13 protein-coding genes and 3 rRNA genes are annotated in these 17,102 nt (G+C 65.6%); 9 read left to right on the top strand and 7 right to left on the bottom strand.

All coding sequences use genetic code 11. The features are described from left to right. Positions 1 to 3 precede the first annotated feature (3 nt). On the bottom strand, positions 4 to 1,407 hold the full coding sequence (locus tag BA895_RS20300) for an NAD(P)H-quinone dehydrogenase (RefSeq protein ID WP_070193714.1): 1,404 nt from the start codon (positions 1,405 to 1,407) through the stop codon (positions 4 to 6). Between the two features lie 74 nt (positions 1,408 to 1,481). Here BA895_RS20300 and BA895_RS20295 point away from each other — a divergent pair, with 74 nt between their 5' ends. Both BA895_RS20295 and BA895_RS20290 read left to right on the top strand, forming a co-directional pair. Then, positions 1,482 to 2,327, top strand: coding sequence for a purine-nucleoside phosphorylase (locus BA895_RS20295; protein WP_070193713.1), 846 nt, complete (start codon positions 1,482 to 1,484; stop codon positions 2,325 to 2,327). Then, a complete protein-coding gene (locus tag BA895_RS20290) occupies positions 2,324 to 4,054 on the top strand; it encodes a phospho-sugar mutase (protein ID WP_070193712.1) in 1,731 nt (576 codons plus the stop codon). The genes BA895_RS20295 and BA895_RS20290 overlap by 4 nt, the downstream gene beginning before the upstream one ends. A 55-nt stretch (positions 4,055 to 4,109) precedes the next feature. Here the strand turns inward: BA895_RS20290 and BA895_RS20285 are convergent, their stop codons facing one another. Continuing rightward, the gene (locus BA895_RS20285) at positions 4,110 to 4,685 is read right to left on the bottom strand and encodes a PH domain-containing protein (RefSeq protein WP_254666586.1); all 576 of its coding nucleotides are present in this window, start codon (positions 4,683 to 4,685) and stop codon (positions 4,110 to 4,112) included. Positions 4,686 to 4,992: 307 nt separating this feature from the next. Here BA895_RS20285 and deoC point away from each other — a divergent pair, with 307 nt between their 5' ends. The 6 genes from deoC (at position 4,993) to BA895_RS20255 (ending at position 9,955) form a co-directional block, all read left to right on the top strand. Beyond that, on the top strand, positions 4,993 to 6,012 hold the full coding sequence (gene deoC / locus BA895_RS20280; RefSeq protein WP_070193711.1) for a deoxyribose-phosphate aldolase: 1,020 nt from the start codon (positions 4,993 to 4,995) through the stop codon (positions 6,010 to 6,012). 11 nt (positions 6,013 to 6,023) lie between these two features. Further along, positions 6,024 to 7,505 carry an aldehyde dehydrogenase family protein gene (locus tag BA895_RS20275; protein ID WP_070193710.1) on the top strand — a complete coding sequence of 494 codons (1,482 nt, stop codon included), beginning with the start codon at positions 6,024 to 6,026 and terminating at the stop codon, positions 7,503 to 7,505. Then, the gene (locus BA895_RS20270) at positions 7,502 to 8,389 is read left to right on the top strand and encodes an aldehyde dehydrogenase family protein (RefSeq protein ID WP_070193709.1); all 888 of its coding nucleotides are present in this window, start codon (positions 7,502 to 7,504) and stop codon (positions 8,387 to 8,389) included. Before BA895_RS20275 ends, BA895_RS20270 begins: the two co-directional genes overlap by 4 nt. After that, positions 8,390 to 9,091 carry a uridine kinase gene (locus BA895_RS20265; protein ID WP_254666585.1) on the top strand — a complete coding sequence of 234 codons (702 nt, stop codon included), beginning with the start codon at positions 8,390 to 8,392 and terminating at the stop codon, positions 9,089 to 9,091. It abuts the gene before it with no gap. A gap of 67 nt (positions 9,092 to 9,158) precedes the next feature. Continuing rightward, positions 9,159 to 9,608 (top strand): helix-turn-helix domain-containing protein, encoded by a 450-nt coding sequence (locus BA895_RS20260; protein ID WP_070193708.1) that lies wholly within the window; start codon positions 9,159 to 9,161, stop codon positions 9,606 to 9,608. Then, positions 9,605 to 9,955 carry a hypothetical protein gene (locus BA895_RS20255; RefSeq protein WP_070193707.1) on the top strand — a complete coding sequence of 117 codons (351 nt, stop codon included), beginning with the start codon at positions 9,605 to 9,607 and terminating at the stop codon, positions 9,953 to 9,955. Before BA895_RS20260 ends, BA895_RS20255 begins: the two co-directional genes overlap by 4 nt. An 18-nt stretch (positions 9,956 to 9,973) precedes the next feature. Here BA895_RS20255 and BA895_RS20250 read toward each other — a convergent pair whose 3' ends face one another. From BA895_RS20250 to BA895_RS20230, 5 genes are all read right to left on the bottom strand, one after another. Further along, a complete protein-coding gene (locus BA895_RS20250; protein ID WP_070193706.1) occupies positions 9,974 to 11,131 on the bottom strand; it encodes an adenosine deaminase in 1,158 nt (385 codons plus the stop codon). Continuing rightward, entirely contained in the window at positions 11,131 to 11,502 is a 372-nt protein-coding gene (locus tag BA895_RS20245) for a cupin domain-containing protein (RefSeq protein ID WP_070193705.1), read from the bottom strand. The genes BA895_RS20250 and BA895_RS20245 overlap by 1 nt, the downstream gene beginning before the upstream one ends. 94 nt (positions 11,503 to 11,596) lie before the next feature. Then, positions 11,597 to 11,713: ribosomal RNA gene (gene rrf, locus BA895_RS20240) — 5S ribosomal RNA — on the bottom strand. A 94-nt stretch (positions 11,714 to 11,807) separates the two neighbouring features. Continuing rightward, positions 11,808 to 14,960 (bottom strand): 23S ribosomal RNA (locus BA895_RS20235). 410 nt (positions 14,961 to 15,370) lie between these two features. Then, a 16S ribosomal RNA gene (locus BA895_RS20230) occupies positions 15,371 to 16,901 on the bottom strand. The 16S, 23S and 5S rRNA genes sit together here, the layout of an rRNA operon. Here BA895_RS20230 and BA895_RS24255 point away from each other — a divergent pair. Then, positions 16,901 to 17,102, top strand: a 202-nt coding sequence (locus BA895_RS24255) for a hypothetical protein (RefSeq protein ID WP_217493957.1), incomplete at its 3' end; no start/stop codon positions are given. The two genes, BA895_RS20230 and BA895_RS24255, sit on opposite strands and share 1 nt — an antisense overlap.

Below are 17,102 nucleotides of genomic sequence, written 5' to 3'. Positions count from 1 at the left end.
CGGCTACTCGGACTGGTGCAGCTGACGAGCCGCCTCGGCGATAGAGCCCGAGAGCGACGGATACACCGTGATGGTGCTCGCCACCTGGTCGACGCTCAGCCGGTGCTGCACCGCCAGCGCCACCGGAAAGATCAGCTCAGAGGCCTTGGGCGCGACCACGACGCCGCCCAGCACCGTGCCGAAGTCCCGGCGGCAGAAGAGCTTGACGAAGCCGTCGGTGATGCCCTGCATCTTGGCGCGCGGGTTGCGGGCCAGGGGAAGCATGATCGACTCCACCTCGGGCGACTCGTCGGCCGCGATCTGCCCGAGCCCGACCGTGGCGATCTCCGGCTCGGTGAAGATGTTGGCCGCCACGCCGGTGACGTTGAGGGGCGCCACGGCGTCGCCGAGGGCGTGCCACATCGCGATACGGCCCTGCATCGCGGCCACCGAGGCCAACGGCAGCACGCCGGTGCAGTCACCGGCCGCGTAGATGCCGGTCACACTCGTGCGCGAAACCCGGTCGACCTGCACGTGACCCGACTCCGAGAGCTCGACCCCGACCTCTTCAAGGCCCAGACCCGACGTGTTGGGCACCGAGCCGACGGCGAGCAGCGCATGCGTGCCCTCGACGGTTCGCCCGTCGACCAGAGTGACCAGCACCCCGGTGTCGGTGCGCTCCACCCCTGCGGCCCTCGACCGGCCGAGCACCTCCATCCCCCGCTTGCGGAAGACGTCCTCGATCACGGTGGCCGCATCGGCGTCCTCCCCCGGCAGCACCCGGTCACGGGAGGAGACGAGCACGACCTCCGACCCCAGCCCGAGGAACGCCTGGGCGAGCTCGGCACCGGTGACCCCGGAGCCGATCACGATCATCCGCTCGGGCAGCTCGTCGAGGTCGTAGATCTGCTGCCAGGTGAGGATCCGCTCACCGTCGGGCACCGCGCTGGGCATCACCCTGGGGCTGGCGCCCGTCGCGATGAGCATGACGTCGGCCCGCAGGTCGTGCGCCTGCCCGTCAGCGGTCGTGGCCCGCACGCAGTGTCCGTCGACGACGTGTGCGACACCCTTGAGGAAGGTGACGCCGGCGCGTTCGAGACCGACCTGGATGTCGGCGCTCTGCGCGGCGGCCAGCGCCAGGATGCGGCCGTTCACGGTGTGCGGCGAAGCGATGGCCCCCGAGACCGGGCCGCCCGCACGGTCGTGCAGCCGCACCCCGAGCCGCTCGGCGACGCCGATGTCGGACATGTGGTCGGCCGTCGCGATGAGGGCCTTGCTCGGGACGCAGTCGGTGAGCACCGCAGCACCGCCCAGGCCGTCCTTCTCGACGACCGTCACGTGCGCTCCCAGCTGGGCAGCGACGAGCGCGGCCTCGTAGCCGGCCGGGCCGCCACCGACGATGACGACAGAGGTCTCACGGGTGATCACCGATCCATCCAACCACCGACCGAGCCGCCGGTAGCGCTCCGGTCGGTCCCTCGCCCGCTCGATAGGGTCAGGAGGTGACCACCGCACCCCGTGACCTCAGCGACCTCAGCGACCCGTCCACCGACCCGTTCGCCGTGGCCGACGCGGCCGCCGCCGTGATCGCCGAGCGCACCGGCGCCGAACGCCACGACATCGCGCTCGTGCTCGGCTCCGGCTGGGGCAGCGCCGCTGACCTCATCGGTGAGACCGTCGCGACGATCGACAACGACGAGGTGCCCGGCTTCCACCGGGCCGCGGTCGAAGGACACTCCGGCACGATGCGCTCGGTCGAGATCGGCGACACCGGCCGACGAGCGCTGGTCTTCGGCACCCGCACCCACTTCTACGAGGGTCGCGGCGTGCGCGCGGTCGTGCACGGCATCCGCACGGCCAAGGCCGCAGGCGTGTCGACGGTCGTGCTCACCAACGGTTGCGGCGGCCTCAACCCCGAGTGGGCGCCAGGCACGCCAGTGCTCATCCGTGACCACCTCAACCTCACCGCCACCTCACCGATCGAGGGGGCCAACTTCGTCGACCTCACCGACCTCTACACCCCCCGCCTGCGCGCCATCGCTCGCGAGGTCGACCCCGACCTCGACGAAGGCGTCTACGTGCAGTTCCGCGGGCCCCACTACGAGACCCCGGCCGAGGTCGCCATGGCCAAGGTGCTCGGCGGCGACCTGGTCGGCATGTCGACCACGCTCGAGGCCATCGCCGCCCGGCAGTGCGGGCTCGACGTGCTCGGCATCTCGCTCGTCACCAACCTGGCGGCCGGCATCTCCGACGTGCCACTCAGCCACGCGGAGGTGCTGGAGGCCGGCCGGGCCGCGGCCGACCGGTGCGGCCGCCTGCTCGCCGACGTCGTACGGAGGATCGGGTGAGCACTGCAGCAGGGGGCGAGCTGAAGGCCGCGGCGCTGGCGTGGCGTGACGACGACCCCGACCCGACGACGCGCACCGAGATCGACGACCTGCTCGCTCGTGTGGAAGCGGGCGACGCCGCGGCCCTCGACGACCTGGCCGACCGGTTCTGCGGAACGCTGGAGTTCGGCACGGCCGGCCTGCGTGGTGCCATCGGCGCCGGCCCGAACCGGATGAACCGAAGCGTGGTGATCCGCGCGGCGGCCGGGCTGACCGCCTACCTGCAGCGCGAGGTGGCGGTCACCCACCCGGTCGTCGTCATCGGCTACGACGCCCGCTACAACTCCGACGTCTTCGCGCGCGACACCGCTGCCGTCGTCGTGGCCGCCGGTGGTCGGGCACTGCTGCTGCCCCAGCCGCTGCCGACGCCCGTGCTCGCCTTCGCAATCCGTCACGTCGGAGCCGACGCCGGGGTGATGGTGACCGCGAGCCACAACCCGCCGCAGGACAACGGCTACAAGGTGTACCTCGGTGACGGCAGCCAGATCGTTCCTCCCGCCGACGCCCTGATCGCCGCTCACATCACGGCGGTCGACCGGGTGGCCGACGTGCCGCGAGCGGCCGATGGCGCGGAGACCTTCGGCGAGGGTCTGCAGGACGCCTACCTCGACGCGGTCGTCTCCGTCGTCGACCCCGACTCACCCCGCGACCTGTCGGTGGTGCACACGAGCCTGCACGGGGTGGGCCACGCGACCGTGCACGACGCCTTCGTCCGCGCGGGGTTTGCCGCGCCGGTGGTCGTCGACGAGCAGGCGGTGCCCGACCCCGACTTCCCCACGGTGGCCTTCCCCAACCCCGAGGAACCGGGCGCCATCGACCTGGCGCTCGCCAAGGCCGTCGAGGTCGGTTGCGACCTCGTCATCGCCAACGACCCCGACGCAGACCGGTGCGCTGCGGCGGTGCGTGACCCGGCAGTGAACGGCTGGCGGATGCTGCGAGGTGACGAGGTGGGCACCCTGCTGGGGGCTCACCTCGTGTCGCGCGGCGTGAGCGAGCACGACGTCTTCGCCTGCTCGATCGTCAGCTCCCGAATGCTGGCCGGGATCGCCCGGGCGGCCGGCATCCGGCACGAGGAGACCCTTACCGGCTTCAAGTGGATCGCCCGGGTCGACGGGCTGCGCTACGGCTACGAGGAGGCGCTCGGCTACTGCGTGGCTCCCGAGATCGTGCGCGACAAGGACGGCGTCAGCGCCGCCCTGCTGCTCGCCGAGCTGGCGGCCGGCCTCAAGGCCGAGGGCGCCACGCTGCTCGACCTGCTCGACGACCTGTCGGTCACGCACGGCGTGCACCTCACCGACTCGTTCTCGGTGCGGGTGTCCGAGCTGGCTCAGATCGAGGTGCTCATGGGCAGGCTTCGCGCGCAGCAGCCGAGCAGCCTGGCCGGAGTCGCCATCGAGGGGATCGACGACCTCGCGCGCGGTGACGGTGGCCTGCCCCCTACCGATGGGCTGCGCTACCGCTTCGCTGACCGGTCGCGCGTCATCGTCCGCCCGAGCGGCACCGAGCCGAAGGTCAAGGTGTATCTCGAAGTCATCGAGACCGTGGGGACCATCGAGACGCCAGAGCAAAGTCCCAAGCAGCGGTTGGCGCACGCTCAGGAGGCGGCCACGCAGCGCCTCACGTCGATCCGTTCCGAGTTCGAACGTCTGACTGAGCTCCCCCGGCTCCCCCAGCCACCCCAGCGCTGACCGCGCGCTCTCCCCGACCGGCCCCGGGGAGCCGGCCGGCTGGGGCTGACTGTGCTCAGCCGAACAGCAGAGCGAGCGCGAACAGGGCGAGGGCCGCCAGCAGCATCCCGACCGCCGCCGGGTCCCAGCTCTGGCTGGCGATGCGCGGAGTGCGCCCGTCCTTGCGTCGGCGGTCGGCGGCGATACGCTGCTCCACCTCGACGGCCACGGTCTGCGCCTCGACCTTGACCTTGGGCTCAGCCTGCGGCACCGCCGACCCACGGGCGCCCCGAGAGCCCCGAGAGCCTTGGGCGCTCCCGACCTTGTTGGCCCCGAGGGTCAGCAGGCCGCGACCGTGCCGTGGCCGTTTCGGGTCGGCCGGGATGCCCCAAGCGGTGTACCGCGTGGTTCCGACGAACAGCTCCAGGGCCCACTTCGAGCGCACCTCGGTGATGACCGGCCAGGTGAGGTCGACCACCCGAAGCGGGTTGACGAGCCGGATTCCCTCGGCGTGGATGAGGGCACGGGGTCGGGCGACGAAGAGCCAGAGCAGCACGAGAGCCAGCACGACCGAGGCGATCAGTGTGGGGCTGCGGTCGTTCGACAGCAGGGAGGGCACAAGCAGCGACAGCCCGGCGAGGGCTCCGGCCACGCCCACGACCACCGACGAGGTAGGCCGCAGCGACCGGGCTCCACGCAGGCCGGCCCCTTCGCGGTCGGCCCTTGCCCGGGCGGGCTGCGGATCAGCGCTCTCTGGTTCGTGACCTTGTCGTTCGTGACCTTGTCGTTCGTGACCCTGTCGTTCGTCGCGCCGTCGTTCGTCGCCCCCGCTCACCGCGCCGACTCCTCGTTTCGCGTGCTGCCCATGCCCTGACTGTCTCAGACGAAGCCGTGGTCCGGAGCATCGGGCGGACGGCTCACCGGAGGATCCGCGTAGCCGAGGTGGATACACTCGCGGCGTGACCGTCCGCACCACCTCACCCAGCCTGCCCAGCCCGGCCGCCCCCTCTGTGGCCACGACCGCCGGCACCGTCGCCCACGCGCGCGACGTGCTCGGGGTGTCGCGGCTGACCAACCACGCCCTCACCGGTTGGTTGCACGGTCTACCCGGCGTCGACCAGGTGGGCTGCGAAGCACGGGCGGCGTCACTCGGCACGCGCTCGGTCAAGACGACGAGCAAGGCCTGGGCCATCGACCTCGCGATCGGGATGATCGACCTGACGACGCTCGAGGGCGCCGACACCGTGGGCAAGGTGCGCTCCCTCTGCGCCAAGGCCCTCGTGCCAGACCCGCTCGACCCGAGCACCCCTCGACCGGCGGCGGTCTGCGTGTACGGCGACATGGTGGCCACGGCCAAGGAAGCGCTGGGTGACAGCGGGGTTCGGGTCGCGGCCGTGGCGACCGCCTTCCCTTCGGGGCGCGCCAGCCTCGCGGTGAAGCTGGCCGACACCCGCGACGCGGTGCGGGCCGGCGCCGACGAGATCGACATGGTCATCGACCGTGGCGCGTTCCTGTCGGGCGAGTATCTGACGGTCTTCAACCAGATCGCCGACGTCAAGGCAGCCTGCGGCGACACCCACCTCAAGGTGATCCTCGAGACCGGCGAGCTGGTCACCTACGACAACGTGCGCCGAGCTGCGCACCTGGCCATGCTGGCGGGCGGCGACTTCATCAAGACCTCCACCGGAAAGGTGGCACCCGCCGCCACCCTGCCCGTGACCCTCGTGATGCTCGAGGCCGTGCGTGACTGGCGCGAGCTCACCGGGGTGCAGGTCGGGGTCAAACCGGCCGGCGGCATCCGCACCACCAAAGACGCCATCAAGTACCTCGTCATGGTCAGCGAGGTGGCCGGTGAACCCTGGCTCTCCCCCGACTGGTTCCGCTTCGGAGCCTCCGGCCTGCTGAACGACCTTCTGCTGCAACGACAGAAGCTCGTCACCGGCGCCTACTCCGGGCCCGACTACGTCACGATCGACTGAGAGCAGAGCAGATGCCCACCTTCGAGTACGCCCCGGCCCCCGAGTCCCGGGCCGTCGTCACGATCGAGAAGTCGTACGGGCTCTTCATCGACGGCACGTTCACCCGGCCCAAGGCGCTCTTCGACACAATCAACCCCGCCGACGAGAGCGTGCTGGCTCAGGTGACCCAGGCTGGGCCTCGTGACGTCGACAAGGCGGTGGCGGCGGCCCGTCGCGCGTTCGACGGCGAGTGGGGAGCGCTCAGCGGCGCCGAGCGCGGGAAGTACCTCTTCCGCATCGCGCGCATCCTGCAGGAACGGGCCCGCGAGTTCGCGGTGCTCGAGACGCTCGACAACGGCAAGCCGATCAAGGAGACCCGCGACGTCGACGTTCCCGTGGCGGCGGCCCACTTCTTCTACCACGCGGGCTGGGCCGACAAGCTCGAGCACGCCGGCCTCACGCCTTCGGGCGGGCCGCTCCCCCGACCCCACGGTGTCGTGGCCCAGGTGATCCCGTGGAACTTCCCGCTGCTGATGCTCGCCTGGAAGATCGCCCCGGCTCTGGCGACAGGTAACACCGTGGTGCTCAAGCCGGCCGAGACCACCCCACTGTCGGCGTTGCTCTTCGCGCAGGTGTGCCAGCAGGCCGGGTTACCGGCCGGGGTGGTCAACATCCTCACCGGAGACGGCCGCACCGGCCAGGCCCTCGTCGAGCACCCCGACGTCGACAAGATCGCCTTCACCGGCTCCACCGAGGTCGGCAAGGCGATCGCCCGGTCCATCGCCGGCACGACGAAGAAGGCCACGCTCGAGCTGGGCGGCAAGGCGGCGAACGTCGTGTTCGACGACGCTCCCATCGACCAGGCCATCGAGGGCATCGTCAACGGCATCTTCTTCAACCAGGGCCAGGTGTGCTGCGCCGGGTCGCGGCTGCTGGTGCAGGAGAACGTTCACGACCAGGTCGTGGCCAAGCTCAAACGCCGACTCGAGACCCTGCGGGTCGGTGACCCGCTCGACAAGAACAGCGATCTCGGTGCCATCAACTCCCGGGCTCAGCTCGAGCGCATCACCAGGCTCGTTGACATCGGGGTGGCCCAGGGTGCGCAACGGTGGAGCCCCGAGTGCTCCCTGCCGGCCACCGGCTTCTGGTTCCCCCCGACCGTGCTCACCGGCGTCGCCCAGACGCACCGGGTCGCGACCGAGGAGATCTTCGGTCCGGTGCTGTCGGTGCTGACCTTCCGCACACCCGCCGAAGCGGTCGCCAAGGCCAACAACACGCCCTACGGGCTGTCGGCCGGTGTCTGGACCGAGAAGGGCTCACGCATCCTCTGGATGGCCGACCAGCTCAAGGCGGGCGTCGTCTGGGCCAACACCTTCAACCGCTTCGACCCGACCTCGCCCTTCGGCGGCTACAAGGAGTCCGGCTACGGCCGCGAAGGCGGCCGGCAGGGCCTCGCGGCCTACGTGACCACCAGCCCTCGCACGCCCTCCTCGACGACGGGAGACACCCGATGAGCCGCCTCGACGTTCGCAAGACGTACAAGCTCTACATCGGGGGCGCCTTCCCTCGTAGTGAGTCGGGCCGCTCGTACGAGGTGGTGTCCGCGTCAGGCGAGTTTCTGGCCAACGTCTCGATGGGCTCGCGCAAGGACGTCCGGGATGCCGTCGGGGCGGCACGGTCCGCCCAACGCGGCTGGGCTGCGGCCACGGCCTACAACCGCGGGCAGGTGCTCTACCGGGTGGCCGAGATTCTCGAGGGCCGGCGCGGCCAGTTCGTCGACGAGGTCGCCGCCGCGGAGGGCCTGACCCCACGGGGTGCGGCGGCATCGGTGGAGGCCGCCATCGACCGGCTCGTCTGGTACGCGGGATGGACCGACAAGGTGGCGCAGGTGCTGGGCAACCTCAACCCGGTGGCCGGCCCGTTCTTCAACGTCTCGGTCCCCGAGCCGACCGGCGTGGTGGGCGTGCTGGCGCCGCAAGGCTCCTCGCTGCTGGGACTGGTCTCGGTCGTGGCCCCGGTGATCGCGACGGGCAACACCGCAGTCGTGCTCTCGTCGGCAGACCGGCCGTTGCCCGCAGTCACCCTCGGCGAGGTCTTCGCGACCTCCGACCTGCCCGGGGGTGTCGTGAACATCATCACCGCACGCACCGCCGAGGTCGCACCGTGGCTGGCCTCGCACCGTGACGTCAACGCCATCGACCTCACCGGCGCCGCAGGGGTCGACGATCTCGTCTGGGGCGAGCTCGAGGCGGCCGCCGCCGACAACCTCAAGCGGGTGCTGCGCCCGACCGTCGCGGGGAACGTCGCCGTCGAGCCCGACTGGTCGGCCGACCCCGGTCTCGGGCGCCTCCGCGCCTTTCTCGAGACCAAGACGGTCTGGCACCCCAAGGGCATCTGAGTGACGGCCGGCACCGACGAGCCGGCCAACGCCGCGGGTCCCGGCCAGACCGCCGACCGGGTTGGAGACGGCTGCGGCGGCGCGGCTGTGGTCGGTGCCCGCCGCCGCGTGGTGCTGCTCACCGGGCCGAGTGGGGCGGGCAAGAGCCGGCTCGCCGCACGGCTGGCCGCTCGCACCGGGTGGCCGGTCCTGCGACTGGACGACTTCTACCGAGAGGTCGACGACCCCCGGCTCCCCCGGTCTGGTCTCGGCATCCCTGACTGGGACCATCTGCAGTCCTGGAACACCGACGCCGCTCTGCTGGCCCTGCGGACCCTCACCGAGACCGGAGAGGTGGAGGTTCCGGTGTACGACATCGCCACGTCCCGGGTCACTGGTCGGCAGCGGCTCACCGCCCGGCCCGGTGACCACGTGCTCGCGGAGGGGCTCTTCGCCGGTCGCCTCGCCTCACCGTTGCAGGCGGAAGGACTGCTGGCCGATGCCCTGTGCGTCCGTCAGAACCGCTACGTCACCGCCGTCCGTCGCCTGGTTCGCGACCTGGCCGAACGCCGAAAGCCTCCGCACATCCTCGTGCGCCGGGGCTGGTCGCTGCTGCGAGAGGAGCCGGCCGTGGTAGCAGCCGCTTCCGCGCAGGGCGCGCGCCCCACGACCCCGCGCCAGGCCGAACGAGACCTCGCACCGCTGCTCGCAGCATCAGGTTGAGCGGTCCGACAATTTTCTTGACCGATCGTTCTTGACTAACTGGTCATAAATCTGCCATCGTGAGGGGATGGGCAGGAACCGGGGTTTCGACGAGGACGCGGTGGTGGCTGCGGCCGCCGCGGCCTTCAGCACGGGAGGCTACGAAGCCACGTCCATCGATGATCTCGTCCGCTGCACCGGCCTGCACAGGGGCAGCCTGTACCAGGCCTTCGGCAGCAAGCGGGGGCTCTTCCTGCTCGCCCTCCGTCGCGTCAGCACTGACCTGAACTTGCAGCCATGGACGGGACCGACGGCGTCAGCCCGTCTCGACCTGCTGCTCATCGCTCTGCTCGAGCTGGCGCCGCGCGACCGAGTCGTGGCTGACCTCGTCGACGAGACGCTGCGCCGTGCCCCCGTGGCCGACGTCACCGGCGCGCTCGGGCGACGCCTGGTCACGCGAGCAGGGCTCGACACCGACCGACCGGCCGGCGTCTCACCACCCGCAGACAGCGGTCCACCCGACAAGGAGTCACAGTGAACACCGTCACGCTCTCCGAGACCACCCTCACCATCGAGCCTCAGGGGCTCGACAAGATGTGGTCGTTCACGAAGCGACTCGAGATTCCCCTGGCCCACGTCCGCGGAGCCACCTGGGACCCGGGCGCCAACCATGGCAGCAAGGGCCTACGGGGACCCGGTCTCGGTCTCCCCGGCAAGTGGTCGGGCACCTACACCCAAGGCGGCGACAAGCACTTCTGGAACGTGAGCAACGCTCCCGACACCGTCGTGATCGAACTGGTCGACGAGCATTTCACCCGGCTCTACCTGACCGCTCCTGACCCCCGGCAGCTCGTCGACCACATCAACGCCGCCGTCGACTCCTGAGCAGCCGGCGACTGGTGATCAGCCCGCCGGTTGCGCCCACTCACCCAACACGGCGTACCCCGGCTTGATCACGTCGTCGATGAGGGCCAGCCGCTCGTCGAACGGGAGGAAGGCTGACTTCATGGCGTTGATGGTCACCCAACGCAGGTTCTCGGCCGTCCAACCGGCCTGATCCATCAGCAGCATGGCCTCGTTCGACATGGTGGTACCACTCATCAGCCGGTTGTCGGTGTTCAGGGTTACCCGGAACCGCAACCGACCGAGCAGCGTGATCGGGTGCAACGCGATCGACAAGGCCGCCGAGGTCTGCAGGTTGCTGCTGGGACACATCTCGAGAGGAATGCGCATGTCTCTGACGTAGGCCGCCAGCCGGCCGAGCGACACCCGTTCCAGCTCGACCTGTTCCAGGGCGCGCGGATCGTCACGGTGCTCCTCGAGCCACGGCGCGAAGGCCTGACCGTCGATGGTGATGTCGTCAACGATGCGCACACCGTGGCCCAGGCGGTCAGCCCCACACCACTGGATGGCCTCCCAGATCGAGGGCAGCCCGAACGCCTCCCCGGCGTGAATGGTGAAGTGGGCATTCTCCCTCCGCAGATACTCGAAGGCGTCGAGGTGCCTCGTGGGAGGGAAGCCCGCCTCTGCGCCGGCGATGTCGAAGCCACTGACTCCTTCATCGCGGTAGCGCACCACGAGCTGCGCGATCTCGGTCGACTTGGCGGCATGGCGCATCGCCGTCAAGAGCGCAGTAACCCGAATCGGGTGGCCGGCCCGGCTGGCCTTGGCCTCACCGTCACGGAAGCCGGCGTTGACCGCCTCCACCACGTCCTCGAGTGTCAGTCCGTCGACCAGGTGCTGTTCCGGTGCGTACCGGCTCTCGGCGTAGACGACACCATCGGAGGCGAGGTCCTGCACGCACTCACTGGCCACCCGGAACAGACCGTTCACCGTTTGCATGACCGCGATGGTGTGGTCGAACGTCTCCAGATAGCGAGGCAGAGATCCCGAGTCGGCACTGTCGCGAAACCACCGACCCAACCCTTCGGCGTCGCCGACCGGCAGGTCTCGATACCCGACCTCGGTGGCCAGCTCGACCACCGTCGCTGGACGCAACCCTCCGTCGAGGTGGTCGTGCAGCAGTACTTTGGGAGCCTGCCGAACCTCGTCCGGGGTCATCACGACTCCTCCTCACGGTGAACCCGCTCGGGGCTGAAGGCCGGCAGACACACAGCGACGTACGAGGCGCCGTCAGACCCGCACGAGTAGCGGATGCGCTCACCACTTCTGGTGATGACACTCTGCCCGGCACCAACCTCTAGCGTGCCACCGTCATGGTCGACGAGCACCGATCCGGACAACACCAGGGTGACCTCGTCGAACTCCGGCGTCTGGTAGGGCTCCGCCCACCCGCCAGGAGCCACCATGTGGGCTACCGAGACGGAGGCGGAGAGGTTGGCCTGCGGGGTCGTGACCGCGCCGACATGTTCGTTGATGACCTTGCCGCCGGGCACCGGGATTGTGGTGGGCGTGGGAATGAGTTCAGGCACGACCCCAACCCTACGCCCCGGGGGCCGTTCCCATTCGGGCACGCAAGAACGCCCCACCCGGTTTGACCCGGGCGGGGCGTTCTCTTCAAATGATGTCCGGCTGCGTCCTACTCTCCCACACCGTCACCAGTGCAGTACCATCGGCGCTGAAGGGCTTAGCTTCCGGGTTCGGAATGGGACCGGGCGTTTCCCCTTCGCTATGACAGCCGTAACTCTATAGAAATATCAAACAAAGAAACTTTGTTGGGTTCCCGTTTGTATTCCGGGAACTACACAGTGGACGCGAGCAAAACTCGTTGAGATTGTTAGTCAAGTTATCGGCTTATTAGTACCGGTCAGCTCCACACATTACTGTGCTTCCACGTCCGGCCTATCAACCCAGTGGTCTAGCTGGGAGCCTCTCGCCCTCGCGGGCATGGAAACCTCATCTTGAAACGTGCTTCCCGCTTAGATGCTTTCAGCGGTTATCACTTCCGAACGTAGCTAATCAGCGGTGCCCTTGGCAGAACAACTGACACACCAGAGGTTCGTCCATCCCGGTCCTCTCGTACTAGGGACAGCCTTTCTCAAGTTTCCTACGCGCACAGCGGATAGGGACCGAACTGTCTCACGACGTTCTAAACCCAGCTCGCGTACCGCTTTAATGGGCGAACAGCCCAACCCTTGGGACCTACTCCAGCCCCAGGATGCGACGAGCCGACATCGAGGTGCCAAACCATGCCGTCGATATGGACTCTTGGGCAAGATCAGCCTGTTATCCCCGGGGTACCTTTTATCCGTTGAGCGACGGCGCTTCCACAAGCCACCGCCGGATCACTAGTCCCGACTTTCGTCCCTGCTCGACATGCCTGTCTCACAGTCAAGCTCCCTTGTGCACTTACACTCAAAACCTGATTACCAACCAGGCTGAGGGAACCTTTGGGCGCCTCCGTTACTTTTTAGGAGGCAACCGCCCCAGTTAAACTACCCACCAGGCACTGTCCCTGGTCCGGATCACGGACCGAAGTTAGATATCCAGAACGACCAGAGTGGTATTTCAACGTTGACTCCACACCCACTGACGTGAGCGCTTCACAGTCTCCCACCTATCCTACACAAGCCGTACCGAACACCAATACCAAGCTGTAGTAAAGGTCCCGGGGTCTTTCCGTCCTGCTGCGCGTAACGAGCATCTTTACTCGTAGTGCAATTTCGCCGAGTTCGTGGTTGAGACAGTGGAGAAGTCGTTACGCCATTCGTGCAGGTCGGAACTTACCCGACAAGGAATTTCGCTACCTTAGGATGGTTATAGTTACCACCGCCGTTTACTGGCGCTTAAGTTCTCAGCTTCGCACTTACGTACTAACCGGTCCCCTTAACGTTCCAGCACCGGGCAGGCGTCAGTCCGTATACATCGTCTTGCGACTTCGCACGGACCTGTGTTTTTAGTAAACAGTCGCTTCTCCCTGGTCTCTGCGGCCGATCACGCTCACCCAGCAAGTGGGATCACGATCAGGGCCCCCCTTCTCCCGAAGTTACGGGGGTATTTTGCCGAATTCCTTAACCACGATTCACTCGATCGCCTTGGTATTCTCTACCTAACCACCTGAGTCGGTTTGGGGTACGGGCGGCTCGGACCTCGCTAGAAGTTTTTCTCGGCAGCATAGGATCACCCTCTTCCCGCATTCGCGGTCACTATCAGGTCTCAGGCTTGCAAACAAATGCTACGACCCGGATTTGCCTAGGTCGCGCCCTACACCCTTGGACGTGGACAACCATCGCCACGCGGAGGCTACCTTCCTGCGTCACTCCATCGCTTGACTACTACCAGTTCGGGTCACGCGCTCACCGCCACCAGCAACCACCCCCGAAGGGGTAAGCCGCCTTACGTGGCGCTTCGGGCACTTAGCATCACAAGGTTCATCATGGGCGGTCCTTCGCCGGTTCCGGAATATCAACCGGATGTCCATCGACTACGCCTGTCGGCCTCGCCTTAGGTCCCGACTTACCCAGGGCAGATTAGCTTGACCCTGGAACCCTTGGTTATTCGGCGGACGGGTTTCTCGCCCGTCATTCGCTACTCATGCCTGCATTCTCACTCGTGTGGCCTCCACGGCTGGTTCACACCGCCGCTTCCCTGGCCACACGACGCTCCCCTACCCATCAACACGCCTGGACACCGAACCCGCAGGTATCGATGCCGAGCAAAGTGTCAATGCCACAGCTTCGGTGGTGTGCTTGAGCCCCGCTACATTGTCGGCGCGGAATCACTTGACCAGTGAGCTATTACGCACTCTTTAAAGGGTGGCTGCTTCTAAGCCAACCTCCTGGTTGTCACAGCAACTCCACATCCTTTCCCACTTAGCACACGCTTAGGGACCTTAGCTGGTGATCTGGGCTGTTTCCCTCTCGACTACGGAGCTTATCCCCCGCAGTCTCACTGCCACGCTTAAACTTACCGGCATTCGGAGTTTGGCTAACGTCAGTAACCTGGTGAGGCCCATTAGCTATCCAGTAGCTCTACCTCCGGCAAGAAACACGTGACGCTGCACCTAAATGCATTTCGGGGAGAACCAGCTATCACGGAGTTTGATTGGCCTTTCACCCCTACCCACAGCTCATCCCCTCAGTTTTCAACCTAAGTGGGTTCGGTCCTCCACGCAGTCTTACCTGCGCTTCAACCTGGCCATGGGTAGATCACTCCGCTTCGGGTCTAGACCCAGCGACTCAAACGCCCTATTCGGACTCGCTTTCGCTACGGCTTCCCCACACGGGTTAACCTCGCCACTGAGCACTAACTCGCAGGCTCATTCTTCAAAAGGCACGCTGTCACCCCACACGCCCAACGGCGGGAGGCTCCAACGGATTGTAGGCACACGGTTTCAGGATCTATTTCACTCCCCTCCCGGGGTACTTTTCACCTTTCCCTCACGGTACTTGTCCGCTATCGGTCACCAGGGAATATTTAGGCTTAGCAGGTGGTCCTGCCAGATTCACACGGGATTTCTCGGGCCCCGTGCTACTTGGGATCCCCACCGGGAGTCCGCACCATTTCGTCTACGGGGGTCGCACCCTCTACGCCGGCCCATTCAAGAACCTTCGACTATGACACGGATTTTTTACTCCCTACCAGCATGTCAGCACCGGTTGGCGGGTCCCACGACCCCGAACGTGCAACGCCTGACAGCTATCACACACGCCCGGTTTAGCCTCTTCCGCTTTCGCTCGCCACTACTCACGGAATCACGGTTGTTTTCTCTTCCTGTGGGTACTGAGATGTTTCACTTCCCCACGTTCCCTCCACACACCCTATATATTCAGGTGCGGGTGACTGGACTTGCCTCCAGCCGGGTTTCCCCATTCGGAAATCCTCGGATCACAGTCTGGTTATCGACTACCCGAGGCTTATCGCAGATTCCTACGTCCTTCTTCGGTTCCTGGTACCAAGGCATCCACCGTGTGCCCTTAAAAACTTGACACAACAAAAAAAGATGCTCGCGTCCACTGTGAAGTTCTCAAAATACAACCGGCACCACACCCCAACCCCAGCAAACGCCAGAACCAGAACACGGCCCAACCAACCAGAAAAACCCAACCCCCACCCAGAGCCAGACACACCAAAAGTGCACCCAACCCCAACCAGGAGCCCGATTCCTCAGGACCCAACAACGTGTCACGACCCGACACCCACCAGCAGCCCCCGTTCCACAACCACCACACCCCCCAAAAAGAGGAGCACAACAGCCAGTACTAAAGCGCACACCAGAAGATGCACGAACCAATAATCGATGTTCCACCCTTGAGCACCCGCGCAGGAACATACGCCCTGACAAACGGGTCTCTGAACCAACCACCACCAAAAGCAGTGAGCCGGCCAGAAGCTCCTTAGAAAGGAGGTGATCCAGCCGCACCTTCCGGTACGGCTACCTTGTTACGACTTAGTCCCAATCGCCAGTCCCACCTTCGACGGCTCCCCCCACAAGGGTTGGGCCACCGGCTTCGGGTGTTACCGACTTTCGTGACTTGACGGGCGGTGTGTACAAGGCCCGGGAACGTATTCACCGCAGCAATGCTGATCTGCGATTACTAGCGACTCCGACTTCATGGGGTCGAGTTGCAGACCCCAATCCGAACTGAGACCGGTTTTTTGGGATTCGCTCCACCTTACGGTATCGCAGCCCTTTGTACCGGCCATTGTAGCATGCGTGAAGCCCAAGACATAAGGGGCATGATGATTTGACGTCATCCCCACCTTCCTCCGAGTTGACCCCGGCAGTCTCCCATGAGTCCCCAGCCACCCGAAAGCGCTGCTGGCAACATGGAACGAGGGTTGCGCTCGTTGCGGGACTTAACCCAACATCTCACGACACGAGCTGACGACAACCATGCACCACCTGTACACCAGTCCGAAGACTCACCCATCTCTGAATGATTCCGGTGTATGTCAAGCCTTGGTAAGGTTCTTCGCGTTGCATCGAATTAATCCGCATGCTCCGCCGCTTGTGCGGGCCCCCGTCAATTCCTTTGAGTTTTAGCCTTGCGGCCGTACTCCCCAGGCGGGGAACTTAATGCGTTAGCTGCGGCACGGATCTCGTGGAATGAGACCCACACCTAGTTCCCACCGTTTACGGCATGGACTACCAGGGTATCTAATCCTGTTTGCTCCCCATGCTTTCGCTTCTCAGCGTCAGTAATGGCCCAGAGACCTGCCTTCGCCATCGGTGTTCCTCCTGATATCTGCGCATTCCACCGCTACACCAGGAATTCCAGTCTCCCCTACCACACTCTAGTCTGCCCGTACCCACTGCAAGTCCGGGGTTGAGCCCCGGATTTTCACAGCAGACGCGACAAACCGCCTACAAGCTCTTTACGCCCAATAATTCCGGACAACGCTCGCACCCTACGTATTACCGCGGCTGCTGGCACGTAGTTAGCCGGTGCTTCTTCTGCAGGTACCGTCACCCCGAAAGGCTTCTCCCCTGCTGAAAGAGGTTTACAACCCGAAGGCCGTCATCCCTCACGCGGCGTCGCTGCATCAGGCTTGCGCCCATTGTGCAATATTCCCCACTGCTGCCTCCCGTAGGAGTCTGGGCCGTGTCTCAGTCCCAGTGTGGCCGATCGCCCTCTCAGGCCGGCTACCCGTCGTCGCCTTGGTGAGCCACTACCTCACCAACAAGCTGATAGGCCGCGAGCCCATCCCAGACCGAAAAACTTTCCACACCATAACCATGCGGCTTGATGTCATATCCAGTATTAGCACCGGTTTCCCGGAGTTATCCCAGAGTCTGGGGCAGGTTACTCACGTGTTACTCACCCGTTCGCCACTGATCACAAGAGCAAGCCCTCGATCACCGTTCGACTTGCATGTGTTAAGCACGCCGCCAGCGTTCGTCCTGAGCCAGGATCAAACTCTCCGTTGATGTTCAAACACCCACCAACCAACCCCACCCCAAAAGGCGAAACCAGCCAGCAGACAAAACTTGAACCCCAAAAAAGGGCCCGAAACCCAGCAGAAGCCAAACAACTGACCAAAAACAGGTCAATCATCCGAATCAACCAAAGGATTACAAAAAATTGGCATCGATTATCTGACACGCTGTTGAGTTCTCAAAAATCGGACA

It is taken from the genome of Humibacillus sp. DSM 29435, assembly GCF_001758225.1.
Classification (GTDB): domain Bacteria; phylum Actinomycetota; class Actinomycetes; order Actinomycetales; family Dermatophilaceae; genus DSM-29435.
The sequence above is the reverse complement of the archived record's forward strand: the minus strand, read 5'-3'. Positions and strand labels throughout refer to the sequence as shown.

Bases quoted from the DNA above. Each gene is read 5' to 3' on its own strand.
- BA895_RS20260 (WP_070193708.1), top strand. From the start codon at position 9,159: ATGGGCAGGAACCGGGGTTTCGACGAGGACGCGGTGGTGGCTGCGGCC.
- BA895_RS20270 (WP_070193709.1), top strand. From the start codon at position 7,502: ATGAGCCGCCTCGACGTTCGCAAGACGTACAAGCTCTACATCGGGGGC.
- BA895_RS20275 (WP_070193710.1), top strand. From the start codon at position 6,024: ATGCCCACCTTCGAGTACGCCCCGGCCCCCGAGTCCCGGGCCGTCGTC.
- BA895_RS20250 (WP_070193706.1), bottom strand. From the start codon at position 11,131: ATGACCCCGGACGAGGTTCGGCAGGCTCCCAAAGTACTGCTGCACGAC.